21 protein-coding genes are annotated in these 17,593 nt (G+C 42.1%); 12 read left to right on the plus strand and 9 right to left on the minus strand.

Annotated features, from left to right (window positions below; all coding sequences use genetic code 11):
- Window positions 1-12 precede the first annotated feature (12 nt).
- Both KFV11_RS10600 and KFV11_RS10605 read right to left on the minus strand, forming a co-directional pair.
- The gene (locus KFV11_RS10600) at window positions 13-285 is read right to left on the minus strand and encodes a DUF5327 family protein (protein ID WP_254249915.1); all 273 of its coding nucleotides are present in this window, start codon (window positions 283-285) and stop codon (window positions 13-15) included.
- Window positions 266-943, minus strand: a complete 678-nt coding sequence (locus KFV11_RS10605; protein WP_149459260.1) for a uracil-DNA glycosylase — start codon at window positions 941-943, stop codon at window positions 266-268. The genes KFV11_RS10600 and KFV11_RS10605 overlap by 20 nt, the downstream gene beginning before the upstream one ends.
- Before the next feature lie 109 nt (window positions 944-1,052).
- Here KFV11_RS10605 and thiD point away from each other — a divergent pair, with 109 nt between their 5' ends.
- The 5 genes from thiD to KFV11_RS10630 all read left to right on the plus strand — a co-directional run bounded on the left by thiD (window position 1,053) and on the right by KFV11_RS10630 (window position 4,549).
- Window positions 1,053-1,883 (plus strand): bifunctional hydroxymethylpyrimidine kinase/phosphomethylpyrimidine kinase, encoded by an 831-nt coding sequence (gene thiD, locus KFV11_RS10610; RefSeq protein WP_149459261.1) that lies wholly within the window; start codon window positions 1,053-1,055, stop codon window positions 1,881-1,883.
- Between the two features lie 169 nt (window positions 1,884-2,052).
- Window positions 2,053-2,409, plus strand: a complete 357-nt coding sequence (locus KFV11_RS10615) for a YojF family protein (RefSeq protein WP_149459262.1) — start codon at window positions 2,053-2,055, stop codon at window positions 2,407-2,409.
- A gap of 11 nt (window positions 2,410-2,420) precedes the next feature.
- Complete coding sequence (gene bshB2, locus KFV11_RS10620; protein WP_149459263.1) at window positions 2,421-3,089, plus strand: bacillithiol biosynthesis deacetylase BshB2; 669 nt, start codon at window positions 2,421-2,423, stop codon at window positions 3,087-3,089.
- Between the two features lie 23 nt (window positions 3,090-3,112).
- Window positions 3,113-3,982: a GTP cyclohydrolase FolE2 gene (gene folE2, locus KFV11_RS10625; protein ID WP_254249916.1), complete on the plus strand. Its 870-nt coding sequence runs from the start codon at window positions 3,113-3,115 to the stop codon at window positions 3,980-3,982.
- Between the two features lie 6 nt (window positions 3,983-3,988).
- The gene (locus KFV11_RS10630; RefSeq protein ID WP_254250623.1) at window positions 3,989-4,549 is read left to right on the plus strand and encodes a sugar O-acetyltransferase; all 561 of its coding nucleotides are present in this window, start codon (window positions 3,989-3,991) and stop codon (window positions 4,547-4,549) included.
- A gap of 63 nt (window positions 4,550-4,612) precedes the next feature.
- Here the strand turns inward: KFV11_RS10630 and KFV11_RS10635 are convergent, their stop codons facing one another.
- Together KFV11_RS10635 and tadA are read right to left on the minus strand one after the other, a co-directional pair.
- Window positions 4,613-5,491, minus strand: a complete 879-nt coding sequence (locus tag KFV11_RS10635; protein WP_149459266.1) for a Cof-type HAD-IIB family hydrolase — start codon at window positions 5,489-5,491, stop codon at window positions 4,613-4,615.
- A gap of 43 nt (window positions 5,492-5,534) precedes the next feature.
- Window positions 5,535-6,017, minus strand: coding sequence for a tRNA adenosine(34) deaminase TadA (tadA, locus tag KFV11_RS10640; protein ID WP_254249917.1), 483 nt, complete (start codon window positions 6,015-6,017; stop codon window positions 5,535-5,537).
- A 66-nt stretch (window positions 6,018-6,083) separates the two neighbouring features.
- Between tadA and KFV11_RS10645 the strand changes: the two genes are divergently transcribed.
- Window positions 6,084-6,677, plus strand: a complete 594-nt coding sequence (locus KFV11_RS10645) for a deoxynucleoside kinase (protein WP_254249918.1) — start codon at window positions 6,084-6,086, stop codon at window positions 6,675-6,677.
- Window positions 6,670-7,326 carry a deoxynucleoside kinase gene (locus KFV11_RS10650; protein ID WP_149459269.1) on the plus strand — a complete coding sequence of 219 codons (657 nt, stop codon included), beginning with the start codon at window positions 6,670-6,672 and terminating at the stop codon, window positions 7,324-7,326. Before KFV11_RS10645 ends, KFV11_RS10650 begins: the two co-directional genes overlap by 8 nt.
- A 344-nt stretch (window positions 7,327-7,670) precedes the next feature.
- Here the strand turns inward: KFV11_RS10650 and KFV11_RS10655 are convergent, their stop codons facing one another.
- The 4 genes from KFV11_RS10655 to KFV11_RS10670 all read right to left on the minus strand — a co-directional run bounded on the left by KFV11_RS10655 (window position 7,671) and on the right by KFV11_RS10670 (window position 11,682).
- The gene (locus KFV11_RS10655) at window positions 7,671-8,369 is read right to left on the minus strand and encodes an HAD family hydrolase (protein WP_254249919.1); all 699 of its coding nucleotides are present in this window, start codon (window positions 8,367-8,369) and stop codon (window positions 7,671-7,673) included.
- A 97-nt stretch (window positions 8,370-8,466) separates the two neighbouring features.
- The gene (locus tag KFV11_RS10660; protein ID WP_367305166.1) at window positions 8,467-9,498 is read right to left on the minus strand and encodes a PTS sugar transporter subunit IIC; all 1,032 of its coding nucleotides are present in this window, start codon (window positions 9,496-9,498) and stop codon (window positions 8,467-8,469) included.
- 18 nt (window positions 9,499-9,516) lie between these two features.
- Complete coding sequence (locus KFV11_RS10665; protein ID WP_149459271.1) at window positions 9,517-10,584, minus strand: branched-chain amino acid aminotransferase; 1,068 nt, start codon at window positions 10,582-10,584, stop codon at window positions 9,517-9,519.
- Between the two features lie 138 nt (window positions 10,585-10,722).
- Window positions 10,723-11,682 (minus strand): IS30 family transposase, encoded by a 960-nt coding sequence (locus KFV11_RS10670; protein ID WP_149459272.1) that lies wholly within the window; start codon window positions 11,680-11,682, stop codon window positions 10,723-10,725.
- Window positions 11,683-11,923: 241 nt separating this feature from the next.
- On the opposite strand from KFV11_RS10670, the gene KFV11_RS10675 reads away from it, so the two are divergent.
- The 3 genes from KFV11_RS10675 (at window position 11,924) to KFV11_RS10685 (ending at window position 14,184) form a co-directional block, all read left to right on the plus strand.
- The gene (locus KFV11_RS10675; RefSeq protein WP_254249921.1) at window positions 11,924-13,045 is read left to right on the plus strand and encodes an IS4 family transposase; all 1,122 of its coding nucleotides are present in this window, start codon (window positions 11,924-11,926) and stop codon (window positions 13,043-13,045) included.
- 186 nt (window positions 13,046-13,231) lie between these two features.
- Window positions 13,232-13,621 carry an NUDIX hydrolase gene (locus KFV11_RS10680; protein WP_149459273.1) on the plus strand — a complete coding sequence of 130 codons (390 nt, stop codon included), beginning with the start codon at window positions 13,232-13,234 and terminating at the stop codon, window positions 13,619-13,621.
- 2 nt (window positions 13,622-13,623) lie between these two features.
- The gene (locus KFV11_RS10685; RefSeq protein ID WP_254249922.1) at window positions 13,624-14,184 is read left to right on the plus strand and encodes an LOG family protein; all 561 of its coding nucleotides are present in this window, start codon (window positions 13,624-13,626) and stop codon (window positions 14,182-14,184) included.
- A 150-nt stretch (window positions 14,185-14,334) separates the two neighbouring features.
- Here KFV11_RS10685 and KFV11_RS10690 read toward each other — a convergent pair whose 3' ends face one another.
- Complete coding sequence (locus tag KFV11_RS10690; RefSeq protein WP_149459275.1) at window positions 14,335-15,510, minus strand: MFS transporter; 1,176 nt, start codon at window positions 15,508-15,510, stop codon at window positions 14,335-14,337.
- A 605-nt stretch (window positions 15,511-16,115) separates the two neighbouring features.
- Between KFV11_RS10690 and KFV11_RS10695 the strand changes: the two genes are divergently transcribed.
- Both KFV11_RS10695 and KFV11_RS10700 read left to right on the plus strand, forming a co-directional pair.
- Complete coding sequence (locus tag KFV11_RS10695; RefSeq protein WP_149459276.1) at window positions 16,116-16,940, plus strand: PhzF family phenazine biosynthesis protein; 825 nt, start codon at window positions 16,116-16,118, stop codon at window positions 16,938-16,940.
- 57 nt (window positions 16,941-16,997) lie between these two features.
- On the plus strand, window positions 16,998-17,468 hold the full coding sequence (locus KFV11_RS10700) for a DinB family protein (protein ID WP_254249923.1): 471 nt from the start codon (window positions 16,998-17,000) through the stop codon (window positions 17,466-17,468).
- Window positions 17,469-17,593 lie beyond the last annotated feature (125 nt).

The following is a 17,593-nucleotide window of genomic DNA, read 5'->3' on the forward strand; positions in this document are numbered from 1 at the left end:
TACATGTTCCTCCTAAAAATCAAATAGTGACGCGCCATTACCATGGCCGTCGTCTGTTACTGCCGTTGTTCCTTTAATCGTACCGCCCATCATCTTCAGTTCCGCCGCTGAAATCTCATCCGACTTAATAGACGATATGGCGGCCGGTTCTTGACTGCCGGTGCTGGAACAAAGTGCTGCCAGCGTCTGAATGGCATACATATGTTTTTCGAATGCTGCCTGAGACCCGGCCGTCTTCGCAAGTGCGAGTTCATGTTCTATCTGCTTAATCAGCTGCTGATTCATCCATCAATACCTCCTTACACCAGTCGATCGGCGGAATGTTATGCGCCTTAAGATAGTCATTCGTCCTGCTGTACGGCTTTGATCCGAAGAAGCCACGTGATGCACTGAGCGGACTCGGATGGACACTCGTGATGACGTGATGCTTCGTCTCGTCAATCAGTGGGCGTTTCGACTGGGCAGGTTTCCCCCACAGTATAAAGACGATATGCGCTTTATAGTCGCTCACTGCCTGGATCACTTCATTCGTGAACGTCTCCCAGCCGATGCCTTTATGGGAATGCGCAGCGCCATCTTCCACAGTCATCACTGTGTTCAGCAGCAGCACACCTTCTTCTGCCCACCCGGTCAGTTCGCCGGTTATTCTCGTGCAGCCGATATCCGCTTCAAGCTCCTTGTACATATTGCGCAGTGACGGCGGAATCTTCGTCCCGTTCTTCACGGAAAACGCCAGACCATGCGCCTGATTCGGTCCGTGATACGGGTCCTGCCCGAGAATGACGACCTTGACCTGATCAAACGGCGTGTACTTGAAGGCGTTGTATATATTCTTGCGCGCCGGATAAACGGTCTTAACAGCATAAGCGTTCTCCAGAAAATCATCCATCGTCGTGAAATCATGCTTGTCTTTAATATCCTTGAAAATCGTCTCCCAGTTCATCTCATTCACCTCGTCATAAATTGTATCATATTATTGAAGCATTTTATTTTGTCATACCTTTATTTCTGATATGATATTAACAAACACATTAAGAATGGGGTATGTCAAAATGGCTTTGAAGAAAACTTTAACGATTGCAGGTTCAGATACAAGTGCCGGAGCAGGCATGCAGGCTGACCTGAAAACATTCCAGGAGCATAACACATACGGTATGGTCGCACTGACTGCGGTTGTCGCAATGGACCCTGAAACGTGGAGCCATGATGTGACGGCACTGCCGATTGAACTGCTGGACAAGCAATTGAAAACTGCTTTATCCATTAAGCCGGACGCGATTAAAACAGGGATGCTCGGCACTGAAGAAATCATCGGCCGTGCCGCTCAGGCATTCAAAGATTCTGACGCTGAATATTTCGTGGTCGACCCTGTTATGGTCTGCAAAGGTGAAGATGAAGTACTTAACCCGGGAAATACTGAAGCGATGATTAAAGAACTGCTGCCGATCGCAACAGTTGTTACTCCGAACTTGTTCGAAGCAGGACAGTTATCCGGCCTCGGCAGACTGACTTCTGTAGAAGCTATGAAGACAGCGGCACAGATTATCCATGACCGCGGCGCACAACACGTCGTCATTAAAGGCGGCAAAGCGCTGGAAGGCGAAGAAGCAGTTGACTTGTACTACGACGGTGAGACATTCACACTGCTGACAACGGATAAATTCCAGTCATCTTATAACCATGGTGCAGGCTGTACATTTGCAGCGGCTGTGACAGCGAACTTAGCAAACGGCTTAACACCACGCGAAGCAGTGATCAACGCGAAAGCATTCGTGGCATCAGCGATTAAAAACGGCTGGAAGATGAATGACTTCGTCGGTCCTGTACAGCACGGCGCTTATAACAAAGTCGAAAAAATCGACGTACAGACAAAAGAAGTATAACTCAATCGATACGCCTTGGCCGACTCACAAGTACAGCGCTCTGTCTGTAAGTCGCCAGGGCGTTTTATGCGTCAGTGACAATAATGAGTGACAGTCAAGCTCAAACGGTATAATTTTTCAACAAGTTCTAGTAAAATAGTAAAGTATCAAAAACGAAGGAGTCCTGACGATGGAATTAATTAACCAGGAAACAGTGCAGCAGCACTTAGAAGAATATCAAGGTCAGCCTGTCTATTTACATGTCGAAACGACCAATGGTGCCTACGCCTCTCATTTCGACAAGCAGGTGTTCAACGCCGGCACATTTTTACGCAATATTCAGGTCACTTATGTTCAGGCGAAAATTACCGGCGGCGGCAAAGAGCCTTTTCGCATCGGTCTGAAGCTTGAAGGCGGCTGGGTATATGTACAAGGTTTAACGCATTACGAAATCACAGAAAACGGTGAATTCCTGCTCGCAGGACATAATTTCCAGGGACAGCTGGCAGCTGCTCTTGAAATCAGCAGAACACCGTTCCCGTTATAAGAGGTGTAACTATGGAAGAATCACAAGTATTAGTCGTATTTCCCCATCCCGATGATGAGGCATTCGGTGTCTCAGGAACGCTTGCCAAGTTCATTGACAGCGGTGTCCCTGTTACTTATGCCTGCCTGACACTCGGTCAGATGGGCCGCAACTTAGGCAATCCCCCGTTCGCGACACGTGAATCACTGCCTCATATCCGCGAGCAAGAACTTGAGGCAGCAGCTGCAGCAATCGGCATTACTGATTTACGTAAAATGGGCTACCGGGATAAAACACTCGAATTTGAAAAGACAAGCGACCTTGCTAATATGGTCGGTGCATTAATCGATGAGCTGAAGCCGTCACTGATCATTTCATTTTATCCGGGTTACTCTGTCCACCCGGACCACGAAGCAACAGCGGCTGCGGTTGTTGAAGCAGTACGCCGCCTGCCTGCAAGCGAACGGCCGAAGCTGCATCTCGTCGCTTTCAGTAATGATACATTCGAGGACCTCGGCGAGCCGGACATCACTGTCGATATCGATGGTTACAGCGACAGAAAGCAGCGCGTGCTGGAAGCCCATGCATCACAGACCGGCCCGATGCTTGCCTCACTTGCAGCAGATACACAGGAAGCAGAAGCCGCAGCAAATATGTGGTTTAAAATAGAACGATTCTACAGCTATCACATCGGTGATTAATGAGAAGTAATTAGGAGATAACTATGGATTATAATTTAGCTACGCGAGAAGGCCGCTGGAAGCATTTCGGTTCAGTCGATCCCGTCAAGGGGACGAAACCGACCGAAAAAGCACTCATGACTGACCTTCAAAGCTCAAAAAAAGACTTTTTATTCGAAATCGACCATGTCGGTATTAAAAACTTAACATACCCGGTCAGACTCGGTGACTTTCAGACGGCCGGCACATTCAGCTTATCGACGCACTTAGCGCAGGACGAAAAAGGCATCAACATGAGCCGCATTCTCGAATCAGTGGAGGCGCACTATGATCAAGGGCTGCCGCTTGATTTCGACACGCTGAAAAAAGTGCTTATCACACTGCAGACGACAATGAGACAGCAAAATGCGACAGTCGATGCTTCTGCAGTCTGGTTTTTTGACCGCTTCAGTCCGGTCACTAACTTAAAGGCGGTCGGCCATGCGGATGTGACGTTCTCCATGACTGTCGCTGATGAAAAAGTGACGGCACAAGCTATTACCATTCAGGCGGATGTGACGACATTATGCCCGTGCTCGAAAGAGATCAGCGAATATTCTGCGCATAACCAGCGCGGTGTCGTCACCGTGACAGCAGAGCTGACAGCAGCGCTGCCTGACGACTTTAAAGAGCAGCTGCTCGATTCGATGGAAGCGAACGCCTCAAGCATGCTCTATCCGATCTTAAAACGGACAGACGAAAAAGCAGTGACTGAACGCGCCTACGAAAATCCGCGCTTCGTTGAAGACTTACTGCGTCTGATTGCAGCAGATTTAGTGGATTTACCCTTTGTCACCGGCTTTGAGATTGAATGCCGCAACGAAGAGTCCATTCATCAGCACGACGCTTTCGCGCGGTTACGTTACACTAAATAGGAGCCACTGATGACTGAAAAAGAGAAGATGCTGGCAGGCGAACTGTATAATCCGCATGACCCTGAGCTGGTGAACGACCGCATTCAGGCGAAACTTGCGACGAGAAGCTACAACGCCGTGCCTGAGAATCTTGAAAGAGAACGTGCACAGCGCATCAAAGCGATTCTCGGTGCGACCGGTGAGACTATCTGGATTGAAAGTAATTTCAAAGTCGACTACGGTTATAACATTCATGTCGGTGAGAACTTCTACGCCAACTACGACTTGACGATACTGGACGTTGCCCGCGTCGATATCGGCGACAACTGCATGATAGCTCCAGGCGTTCACATCTACACCGCGACCCACCCTGTGAAAGCAGCAGAACGGAACAGCGGCGTCGAATATGCGAAGCCCGTCAAGATCGGTCACAACTGCTGGATCGGCGGCCGCGCGGTCATCAATCCCGGTGTCACAATCGGCGACAACTGTGTTATTGCAAGCGGCGCTGTCGTCACAAACGATGTCCCTGACAATGTCGTCGTTGCCGGAGTGCCGGCGCGCGTCATCCAGGTGATAGCACAATAAGAAAGCCATGCTCAAGTGAGCATGGCTTTCTTTGTCTGTCGTGCGTGTGAAATTGTACGCAAGTTAAACGTCCAGTCCGTTCACTTCTCGTAAGTATTTGAAGATAGCTTTGCCGACGCCGCTCTCTTCATTCGACTCAGTGATGTATTTTGCTGCGGCTTTTGTTTCCGGTGCGCCGTTTGCCATAGCGACAGAGTAGCCGGCGCGTTCGAGCATTGAAATATCGTTTAAGTTGTCACCGAGCGCCATCGTCTCGTCCATTGAAATATGCAGCTGGTCAGCGATGGCCTGAAGCGCGATTCCTTTTTGCGCATCATTGTGCGTGATTTCAATATTGCCGCGGGAAGACGCGGAGATCGCAAGACTTTCGTACTGCGCAAGTTCAGCTTTTGCCCTGTCGATTTTGTCGAGGTCTGCGGCATAAGCGAGAAATTTCAGCACCAGTTCCCCGTCACGCTCATAAATCGCATCGTAGCGGTCGACCTGCTTCAGCGTCCCTTGATCAATCCGCTTCTGAATGCCTGCTTTAATTTTGTCGACGTCAGGCACATTGCCTGCTTTATCAGCGATATCGATATAGATCTGCAAGTCTTTATCAACGTCTTCTGTGTAAATCCCGAAGTTCGTATATACTTGGTAGAAAATATCATAGCGGTCTAAAATCGCTGTAATATTACTAATCTGACTGCGGCTTAAACTCGATGTATGCATAATATTGAATGCCTCATCGCGCACTTCTGCCCCGTTCAGACAAATATAAGGGACGACCAGTCCTGTCGGTTTGACAGGTGTGTTCGCTTCATAAAAAGCACGGCCGGTCGCAATAGCGACAGTTACTCCGTTATGTTGTGCGGCTTTAATCGCTGCTATATTTTCCTCCGAGATTTCATGGGCTGCGTTCAGCAGTGTGCCGTCCATATCAGTGGCAATCAATTTAATCATTTATTCATCTCCTATATCTTCATGTCATACGTTTACCCTTAAATCAGTTCGTTACCCGCTTCTTCTCAAGTAATTTCTTTTGTCTGAGTTCTCTGAAGAACGTCGTTAACAGCATACTGCACTCATCGTGACAGATGCCGCTGATGACGGTCGCCCGGTGATTGAAGCGCGGTTCGTTCAAGAGATTCATCAGACTGCCGCTGCAGCCGCCCTTCGGATCATGCGCGCCGTATATAACGACAGGAATGCGGCTCATGACAATCGCGCCGGAGCACATGACGCACGGCTCAAGCGTCGCATAGAGCACGCATTCTTCAAGCCGCCACGAGCCGAGGTGCGCACTTGCTTCATTGATCGCCATCATCTCTGCATGATACGTCGGATTCTGGCCCGTCTCGCGCAGATTATGACCGCGCCCGATGACTTCTCCGTGATGGACAACGACCGCTCCGATAGGCACTTCAGCGATAGCACCTGCTTTATGTGCTTCTTCGATTGCGAGTTTCATAAAAGTTTCATGATTCATTTGTCATCCGCCTTCATTATTTTGTGATACAATAACATATACATTTTATCATTACGGGAGAGAAACATGACACTATATATTGCAATTGAAGGGCCAATCGGTGTCGGCAAAAGTTCTCTCACAAGAAAACTTGCTGACACTTTGCATATGGATACACTGTATGAAATCGTAGAAGAGAATCCATTCCTGAGTGATTTTTATGACGATATCAATAAATGGAGCTTTCAGACTGAGATGTTCTTCCTCTGCAACCGCTACAAGCAGATCAGCGACTTAGGAGACACAAGTATCGTCAGTGACTATCATATTATGAAGAATAAGATTTTTGCGCGCAATACATTGAACAGCAAAGAATACGGCATGTTCGAGAAAATCTATGACGTCATGACGTCTGAACTGCGCCAGCCGGACATTACGCTATTTTTGACAGCGGACCTGCCTGTCTTAAAAGAACGTATCGCTAAACGCAACCGGGAGTTCGAGTCGGCGATTACAGATGACTACCTGCGCACGTTAACCGCGGACTACAACCGCATATGCGACCAGACACCGAACAGCCTGTGCATCGATACAACCCACCTCGATTTTGTCCATAATGAAGCGGACTATCAATATATTCTCAGCCAAATAAACACAGTGATTGGAGAACAACATGTATAAAATACCAAGCGATGCAGTCATCACGATTGCTGGAACAGTCGGTGTCGGCAAATCGTCACTGACAAAAGCTTTAGCAGAAAAACTAAACTTCAGAACATCATTTGAAAAAGTCGATAACAATCCTTACCTCGAGAAGTTCTATCATGATTTTGACCGCTGGAGTTTCCATCTGCAGATCTATTTCCTTGCTGAACGTTTCAAGGAGCAGAAACGAATGTTCGAATATGGCGGCGGATTCATTCAGGACCGCTCTATTTATGAAGATGTCGACATCTTCGCTAAAATGCACGAAGAAGGCGGCACGATGACCGCAGAAGATTTCGAGACATACCGTCAGCTCTATGAAGCGATGGTCATGACGCCGTACTTCCCGAAGCCGGACTGCCTTATTTACCTGGAATGTGATTATGACGCTGTTCTCCGCCGCATCACTGAACGCGGCCGTCAAATGGAGATCGAGACAGACGAACTATACTGGCGTGCATTATTTGCCCGTTATGAACAATGGATCGACAGCTTCAATGCCTGCCCGGTCATCCGCATTCACATTGATGAATATGACGTCTTTGACAATATCGATACATTAGATCCGGTCATTGAGAAAATCGGCCGTGTAATCGAAGAACATAGAAAATCTCAGCAGCGATAATAAAAGAAGTGGTCTTCAGCAGCTGTTTGAAGGCCACTTCTCGTCGATTTTATAGAATTTTGGCCTTCAGGAGCTGTTTGAAGGCCACTTCTCGCTAATTTTCGTGGATTTTATAGAATTTTGGCCTTCAGGACCTGTTTGAAGGCCACTTCTCGTCGATTTTCGTCGATTTTATAGAATTTTGGCCTTCAGGAGCTGTTTGAAGGCCACTTCTCGTCGATTTTCGTCGATTTTATAGAATTTTGGCCTTCAGGAGCCGTTTGAAGGCCACTTCTCGCTGATTTTCGTGGATTTTATAGAATTTTGGCCTTCAGGACCTGTTTGAAGGCCACTTCTTCTATAGACTACTGATTCAGCACGCCGCTATTGATTAAATCAGCAACACTGTCGAGGATGACGTCGGCACTGCGTAAGTCCTGTTTATCGCCGGAGCCGCTCAGCACGCCGACTGTTTGAGCGACGCCTCCGTTTTTGCCGAGCATGACGTCCATCTCGGTGTCACCGACCATCATCGTTTCTGTGCATGCCACTCCTATTTTCTCCAGTATTTCATCCATTAAGCCGCGGTCTGGTTTCTGATGAACCGAGTTATCGCTTGTGACAATTAAATCAAAATACTGACGAATGTCATATTTATCAACGAACAAATTCATGGACTCTGTATCGTCAGCTGAAACAATCGCGAGTTTGTAACCGCGCTCTTTCAACTGCTGCAGCACTTCAGGCACGCCTTTAATGATTTTGATGTCGTCGACTTCATTATCATTAGACAGATGCTCCATCTCACTAAGTGTCCAGTCAGCCAGCTGGTCACCATGCGGCAGCACTCTCAGACGGTCGGCGATACTTTTTGCTGCATTCGATTTCATCACCATGTCCAGCTTGTCATCAACCATGCCGAACGCATCTTTAATCTCTGACTTCGGCACATGAATAGGTGTGCGTACTGAGAATTCGTTAATCAAATCATCTGCCAGCTTGACGATAGTGCTGCCGAGTTCCATCAATGTGCCGTCCTTATCAAAGACAATTAACTGTACCATACACTCACCTCTTCTTATCAATACTACTATTGTACTGAGCAAGTACTGAATAACAAAATAATAACACAAAAATCCTGCAGCAAAAGCTGCAGGATGATTAACTGACTTGTAAGGCAAGGTCCCCTGTTTTGACGAGGTTGGCTCTTCTTAACAACAAATAGTGCACAGCAACGGCGACTAACAGCGGGATGACAACGCCTGCGATCATATAACTCAACAGCACGCCGCTGCCCTGCTCCGTCAAAATCTGTATCGGCGCGATCAGGCCGCTCAGTCCGAGTCCCGCGATAGCAGACGGTACACCGAGCTTGAAGACAAGGACTGCTACCGGCCCTGCCACAGCAGCACCGACCAGTGGGGCAATCAAGATATTCGGATTGCGGACGATGTTCGGGAACTGGACTTTCGGCGTGCAGATCAGCTGCGCCAGAAATCCTCCTAAATCGTTCTCGCGCAGACTGATGGCTGTAAAGCCGACAAATTGAGCGGTAATACCGACGAGCGCTGCTGCACTCGCATGCGGGTCAAGCTGCAGCGCGACTGCAAGAGCAGCACTGGAAGCGGGCGTCATCACTAATACAGCGAAGACGACGATAACAACAGACGCAAGTAATGGATGACCATCGACAGATGATGTAATGGCTTTTGAGATGACTACGAGTGCCGGTGCAATGACTGTTGATAAATAATAGCCTGCAATGCCGCCTGACAATACGGCAGCGAGCGGTACAGCCATTAAATCCAGGAATGTTCTTCCCGTCACTTTCTTACCGGCATAAGTGGCGATAATCGCTGCGATGATTGCACCGACCGGTTCTCCGGTCTTCAGCGTGAAAGCCTCACCCGCAGGTGCCACGGCACTTGCGCCGACCGCTGCCGCAATCATTGCAGAGACGACCGTCAGGCTGTTCGCCCCGAGACTGTGAGCAATCGCTGCGCCGAGTGCGGGTGCCATAAGCAGTGTCGCAACAGTACCAATGGTCAGCAACAGGTCAAGACCTGTCAGCCCGCCGATGGATTTCAGCAGCAGGCCGATTCCGAGCGAGACAAGAATAGCCGCCGAAATGCCTGCTGCTCCTTTTTCCATTCTATTAAATAAATACTCACGAGTTGTCATCTTTTCTTCCATACACATTGCTCCTTTATCTTATAATTTGACGCACCAGCCGAACGGATCTTTTTCAGTGCCGTTTTGAATCCCGGTGTAATGATTGTATAAATCCAGTGTCACCAGCCCTGCTTGACCATTGTTCACAACAAGCTCCTGGTCTTTGTATTTCACGGACCCGACCGGCGCAATGACAGCTGCTGTCCCTGAACCGAAGATCTCCTGCAGTGTGCCTGCCTGTGATGCTTCGAACACGTCATCAATTGAAATGCGCCGCTCCTCGACCGGATACCCTAAGTGCTGCGCTAATTCAAGAATAGACTTACGGGTGATGCCCGGCAGGATGCTGCCGTTCAATTCCGGCGTGACTACTGTGCCGTCAATCACGAAGAAGATATTCATGCTGCCAACTTCTTCTACATAGCGCTGTTCAACACCGTCCAGCCACAGCACCTGGTCATAGCCGAGTTCTGTTGCACGCGTCTGCGCCATTAAACTCGCTGCGTAGTTCCCGGCAACTTTGGCAAAGCCGACGCCGCCGCGCACTGCACGCACGTATTCATCTTCCACATAAATCTTAGTCGCGAGCAAGTGATCGCTGCCGTAGTAAGCGCCGACTGGTGATAAAATAATCAGCAGCTTATAATGTGTCGCTGCACGGACACCAAGGTAAGCTTCTGTCGCAATAACAAACGGCCGGATATAAAGCGACTGTCCTTCGCCTGTTGGAATCCAGTCCTTTTCAAGCGTGACAAGCTGCTTCAGCGTGTCCACCATAAAGTCGATATCCACTTCGGGCATATTGAGCCGTGCATTCGACTGGTTCATCCGCCTGAAGTTCTCTTCCGGTCTGAACAGTCTCACTTCGTCTCCTGTACGATATGCTTTCATGCCTTCAAATACTGCCTGACCATAATGCAGCACTTGCGCTGCTGGCGACAGCTCGATGTTCTGATAAGGTAGAATGACTGCATTATGCCACCCTTGTTCAGGATTGTAGTCCATCGAAAGCATATAGTCGGTGAATACGGTCCCAAATCCAAGTGTCGCCATGTCCGGCTTCTCCTTTAGATGTTCTCTTCTCACGACTTCTAGTTGTTTAATCATCATTACACACCCTCTACTGGTTTAATGTATGTTAGTATAGCACACTATAAAAACAATACGATAAGTTTTTTGAAAATTTAAAATAATTTTATATTGTGAACGATTACATTTATGTTCATTTTTTTATGCTTTCGTTTGTCAAAATAAGCTAGACAACTTCTCATCTTCGATGAAACTCATAAATGCTTCCAATGGTGTCCTGTAACCAAGAGATTTTCTTGGCCGATTATTGAGGGAATGTGCAACTTGAATAATATAATCGTCTGTAACTGTGTTGAAATCCATATCTTTGTCCAGACCGTTTCTTCTAAGCATACCATTTGAATGTCCATTAAGACCACGCTGCGAAGGTGTGCCTGGATCAGCAAAAAAGATAGATATATCGTGTTGGTTACTGATTGACTTCCAGCTGGAAAACTCTTTACCGCAGTCGAATGTAATGGATTTAAAGAGACGATAAGGTAAAGCCGAGAACATACTGTTTAATGCTTTTTCAATGTCGGATGCCTTGCGACCTTCCGGTCGTAGGGTGATGATCATCTTAGAAACGCGTTCAACAAGGGTGATGACTGCGCTACCATGACGACGACCAACAATCGTATCGCCTTCAAGATGACCGAACTCTTTATCAAAGTCGGGAAATTCAACTGTTCTTTCTGAAATGTGACGTTTGAAAGTCTGACGACCTCTTTTCTCATGATGACCGTTAGGTTTTCTTTTCCCTTTCATCGGAAGTGATTGAACAGGAAGAATATCTTCCCTGAACATTCTGTACAGAGTTTTGACAGAACAGCTGATAGGTTCTTCATTTCTGCCTATGATGGTGTCAGGTGTCCAGCCGTCGGCTATCCTTTTTTGAATATAACTGATCTGATGCTTAGGAAGGACGATTCTACGTCTTCCGCAAAGAGATTTTCTTTTCTTATAGTTCTGATAGAATTCCAGTGCAGATATACCTGATTTGAGTGCATTAATTACATTATAGACGGTCTGTCTTGAACGCTTAATTCTCCGGCAGATCTCACTGACCGAAATTTTCTGGTGGTAATATGATTCTATGAACGCAAGTTCATCCGTGGTAAGATGTGTATAGGCCATTTGTGCTAACTCCTTATGTTTTCTTTGGACGGAAATACATATTGAGTTTAGCACAGAAGGCTTTATTAGTTGTCTAGCTTAATTTTACAATCGGCGAATAAATCACTAGTGTTGCATAAAAATATTTCAACCTACGGTTTTAAATGGAATATTCTAAAAATTTATTTTCTGTACAAAAAAAGTCCTTTATAATGGTTGGAGGTAGTAATACACATCCAAATCCAATACAAAGGATCTCAACATGGATAAGTTTACTAGAAAATCATCATTTGAACAATGGATTTCACCGATAGATTTCAAGAAAATTTCTCAACAAGTGAAAATCCTGAACTTAGACTACTATACAAAGAAGCTAGATACCTGTGCTTTCATTAAACTCCTGTTATATTCACAGTTATTTGAGACCGAAAGTCTACGAGCTGTCAGTGACAGTGTTTTTTCAGAGAAACTTCAGAAAACCTTAGGTTTTGATTCTATCAGCTATTCTCAGCTCAGTAGAAAACTATCTGACGTTCCCACACAGATTTTTAAGGATATCTTCAGTCAGCTATTAGACCAGATCCAGAGGGAGACGCATTTTAATCAGAAGAGAAAGATCACTACACCATTGAAGATCATTGACTCAAGTACACTGCCTCTGAACCTTCATCACTGTCGCTGGGCAAAATTCAGAAAAACAAAGTCAGGTGTCAAGCTGCACTTACGGTTGGTTCACATGGACGATCATGATTCATATCCAAATGATTTTTACCTTACCAATGCCTGTGAGAATGATCAGAATCATCTTGAGCTTTTAGTGGATGACAAGGAATGTATGTACGTTTTTGATCGTGGATATGTACAGTACAACAGATTTGATGAAATGACTGATGAAGGCTACTTCTTTGTATCCAGATTACGGAGTAATGCGGTTCGTAGAGTCATTCACGATTTTGGTGCCGGCGAACAGAGCAGCGTCATTTCAGATGAGATGGTGGTTCTTGGAACAACGACTAACAGGACAGAGCATTACTTTCGCCGTGTGACTGTTCAGGATGACAAGGGTAAGAACCTTGTCTTAGTGACCAATAGATTTGACTTATCTCCGGAGGAGATTGGCGAAATCTACAAATCACGCTGGGCGATTGAACTGTTCTTTAAATGGATCAAGCAGCATCTGAACGTCAAAACATTTTACGGCTGTTCGGAGACAGCTGTCTCCAATCAGGTTTATATCGCTTTGATTGTCTACTGTTTGAATATGCTGATTAAGTTGAAGAATAATAGTAGAAAGAGTATTCTGCAGATCACCAGGTTACTTAAAGCCTCTGTATGGAGCAAGGGACACCATTTGATTCGTAGAATCAGGGGGCCTATCCCCTGATAGTTACTAAAAAATGTCGCTTAGTTATTACGTAATTACATCAGTAAAAAAATGGATGATCGCTACCTCTGTTTAGGCGTTTTCAATTTTTAAATTTTCGTAGAAAATACAAGTTCAGAAAATTCTGTATTTATTTATGCAACACTAGTGCGAATAAATAAGAAATTATTTTTAGGGGCGATTGGATTGATTAAGTATATATGTTCAAATTTAGTAGATATTAAAGGTGATAAAATACTGCTTGTAAAGGTAAGAGATAATGAAAAATATTATCTTCCAGGTGGTAAGATAGAGGCAGGAGAAGATGATAAAGAATCTTTAGTGCGTGAGATACAGGAAGAACTGTCGGTAGAATTAGATCCTGTAAGGTTAACATATTACGATACTATTATTGGCCCTGCCTATCCAGACATAGAAAATCAAGTAGAATTAAGATGCTATATGTATGATGGTATTAAAGAGTATCAAAAATCAAATGAAATAACGGCTGTAGAATATATTGAAATGAATAAAAGTGAATTAATTGCACCGGCCGTTAATATATTAATCGAAAAATTACGTGAAAAAGGAGAATAATTTTGAATATTATAGTTTACTGTGGAGCAAGCAAAGGCAATGAAGCTCAATTTAATGATAATGCTGTTGAACTAGGAAAATGGATTGTAGATAATAATCATTCTCTTATTTATGGGGGTGGAAATGTTGGCTTAATGGGTACTATCGCTAACACGGTCTTAGAAAATGGTGGAGAAGTGATTGGTGTAATGCCTAAGTTCTTAGCTGCTAGAGAGATTTCACATCCGGGATTAAGTGAATTAATCATCGTGGAAAATATGTCAGAAAGAAAAAATAAAATACTATCAATAGGTGATGTATGTGTGGCATTGCCGGGTGGACCTGGAACACTAGAAGAAATTTCTGAAGTTATATCATGGTCTAGGATTGGACAAAATGATCGCCCGTGTATTCTTTATAATAAAAGTGGATATTATGATTTACTAGCATCGTTCTTTGATGAGATGGTAAATAAGGGCTTCCTAACAGAGAGTGATAGAAATAATATCGCATTTCCTGATTCAATTGAGAATCTAGAAAAAGTTATTAGAGAATATAAGCCTGTAGAGATTAGAAGATATTGAAGATATCAAAAAAGCTGATCATCCTTTTGATGAATGATGCAAACATAATCAAACGATACCACATCATAAAAAGAGGAAAATTTTAACTTTAATGAAATAGAAACACGCTTCAATTTGAGTAATTTTCAAAATGAAGCGTGTTTTTAAACTTTAAAATATTTTTCTAAATCGATAAGTGAGCAGACATATTGATAAATAACTTAATGACGCAATAATAAATACTACCGTCAAGTTGGAGTGGTCTCCAATTGATGACATAGCAAATGTTGATATACAGAATCCCAAACTATATATCGTCTGATTTAGTGTGTAAGTATCAATCAGCAGTTCGTGGTTTAATTGTTTTTGTATTTCAGTATGGAGTGTAATTGATAATATTTGTTCAATAACACCATAAAGCCATGATAGAAGTACGGCAAAGAAGAGGAAACGATTAATACCAAATAACAATGTAATGATTGATAGCACCAGATATCCAATAAAGTATATGTGTAAAATTTTATAGGATGTAGTTTTACGAATTATTTTTGTTCCAAAAAGCAGACCTATAAAGAACGTAGCATTGATAATTCCAAACCAGAATGATGGTGCATTTAAATAATCTTTTACAAAAGCAATCATTATTGCTGCAATCCAAACTGAATGGCCGAATGATGCTAAGAATGTATTCCAGTTTAAATATTTACTGTAGCTAGAATTACCATTGCTTTGTATGACTTCTTTGAAACTCTTTGAGCCTGCTATTTCTTTTTCTACAGTATTAATACTAAAATTTATTTTCATAATAAAAATGACTGAAATAATAGAAAATATTATACACGTAATGATTAATCCTTCGCTATGAAGAAGAGTTAATAGTATACTTCCTAGTGCCCAAGCTGATATTTGAACTATATTATTCATACTACTGATTTTTGTGTTTGCTCCAAGAATATTTTCTTTTTTCTCGAAATAGGGGATCAACGTATTGCTTAATGGATTTGTAAATCCATCTAAAAAAGCAATGAGAAAAGCTAAACCTAATATATAAACCATTTGAATTTCAAAACGCATTGTCAAAAGAAGAGTGATTAATAAACAACATTTCGTCGTTTGATTAAAAACTAAAATATATTGCTTTTGAAATCTTGAGTATACGTAAGGTGCAATAAATCCACTTAAAAAATAAGCTGATGTAATGAAGATTGGTATTAGTGCACTGGTTTGAACTGAATTTGTCATTGCGTATAAATAGGCAATGAGCGCAATGATGTATAAATTATCACTTGTATTAGCGAAAAGCTGGCTAAAGTATAAATATTTAAAGTTATTTGTATATCTTTTCATGATTCCCTCCTAATATAGAGGATCATAGACGTACAAATACAATTCTTTATTTAGTTTTATTGGACTTGTAAGTCTATGTCCGTTGTTATTGATTAGAAAGAAATCTCTACATATCAGATCACCTTTAAACTTATTTTTGTTTCTTATTAATGTATCATTATCAGAAAATTTGTACAATATGTTTTTGAAATTTTACTTGCATTAATTAGTATTTTACTTTTCTCTTGTAACGTAAGTTGTCTATTTTTACATTCATTTCTACCTAGTTGATAATTGTTATATCAGTTGTGGGATGACTAATCCAAGTTAATCATTATCTAGGTTATTGACTCTTAGATATTCTGTTTTTATATAGTGCTTTGAAATCGCCTTGTCTTTGATATGCAATATATTTAAGGTAATAAAATAGTCCTATCAAGTTTTTATCAAAGTCATTTCTGACGTAAATGAATAATATTTAGAATATCTCAATTTAATTATAAACTGAGTTGGGGTAATTTTTATTATTAATAAAGAAAAGTAACTTAAATATCTATATAATTAAAGTAATAACATTTTGAGGATGTAACATATAATAAGATAAAAATTATCTGAGGAGTTTTAATATGAAAATTTATAATACAACTGTGTTTGCATATAATAATAAAGGTGGTAATCCTTGCCCTGTAGTGTTGGAGGCAGATAAATTAACCTACGATGATATGATAGGTATAGCTCAAAAAATGAAATTAGAAGTGGGATTTGTTCTAAATAGTAATAATTCTTCATATGAGTATGAATTTAAATATTTTGTTCCAAATAAAGAAATGGAAATGTGCGTTCATGCAACGATAGCATGTGTAACTGTTCTTAAAGAACAGAAGTTTCTTGATAAAAATAAGTTTTCAGTAGGGACATTGGCAGGAGTTATAGAGATTGAGATTGTAGGGGACGATTCGGATTTCAAAGTCAAAGTAAAACAAGGTAAGCCTGAAATTAGTAACCAGTATATTGATAAACTTGAAATTGCCAATGCTTTGAATATATCTGTAAATCAACTTTCAGATAGTCTTGTGAAGAACGTTTCTACTTCTAGATTTAAAACAATTATCGAATTGAAAGATTTAGAAAAATTAAATGAACTAAAGCCTAATTACGATTATTTATGGGAAGTCTGTGACAAAATTGGATCTACTGGATTATATCCTTTTGTAAAAGATGAAAACAATATATATCATGCTAGACAATTCCCTAATAACACAGGATACTTTGAAGATTCAGCTACTGGTGTAGCTGCTTCAGCACTAGGGATTTATGTTAGAGATGTAATAAATCAATCTTTTGATGAATTAAAGGTATATCAAGGGTTTGCTATGGGTAGTCCGAGTGAAATAGTAGTAATTAATAATGAGAAATCAAATTTTGTTGTAGGAAGAGCAGTTATTGAATAATAATTTACTTATGAATTATAAAATATAACAATAAATTAAATTAAAAGGGGATGTATTATGAATAGTATAGATGTCTTGATTTTAAACATGTCAGAAGTGAGAAGACGTAGTGAGATTATTTGGAAAAGTATTGATAAAAAGTATTATGAATTTAAGCCTGATAAAGATGCTTTAACAATATATGAAATGATTAAACATGTATTACAATCAGAATACATGTACCATGAAATGTTTATTAAAGGTGGCAGCATTGATGAAATTCCAACACCTTACGATAATATTGATAATAGCATTGAAGAACTAATAATAGTTTCAAAAAAATATAGAGATGAGTACAAAGAATTCATTAAAAAAATAAGTGAAGAAAATCTTACTAATATTAAAATTGATAGAACTCAAGATGCAGGTTATATAAGAACAATTGGAGATATGATAGAAAGAGTAACTTTCCATGAAGCAGTTCATCTAGGACAATTATTAGATTATATGAGAACTGCAGGACTTGAAAGACCGAGAATTTGGGATTAAAAATCGTGAATACATATATCTTGTCAGATCATTTTAACAATATTGATGGAACGATATTAAATTATTAAACTTCATCAAATAGTCTTTAAAAGTAAAAATATTAATTTAATACAATCAGTTGCTAA

This window comes from Macrococcus equipercicus, assembly GCF_024205945.1.
In the GTDB taxonomy this organism is placed as follows: domain Bacteria; phylum Bacillota; class Bacilli; order Staphylococcales; family Staphylococcaceae; genus Macrococcus; species Macrococcus equipercicus.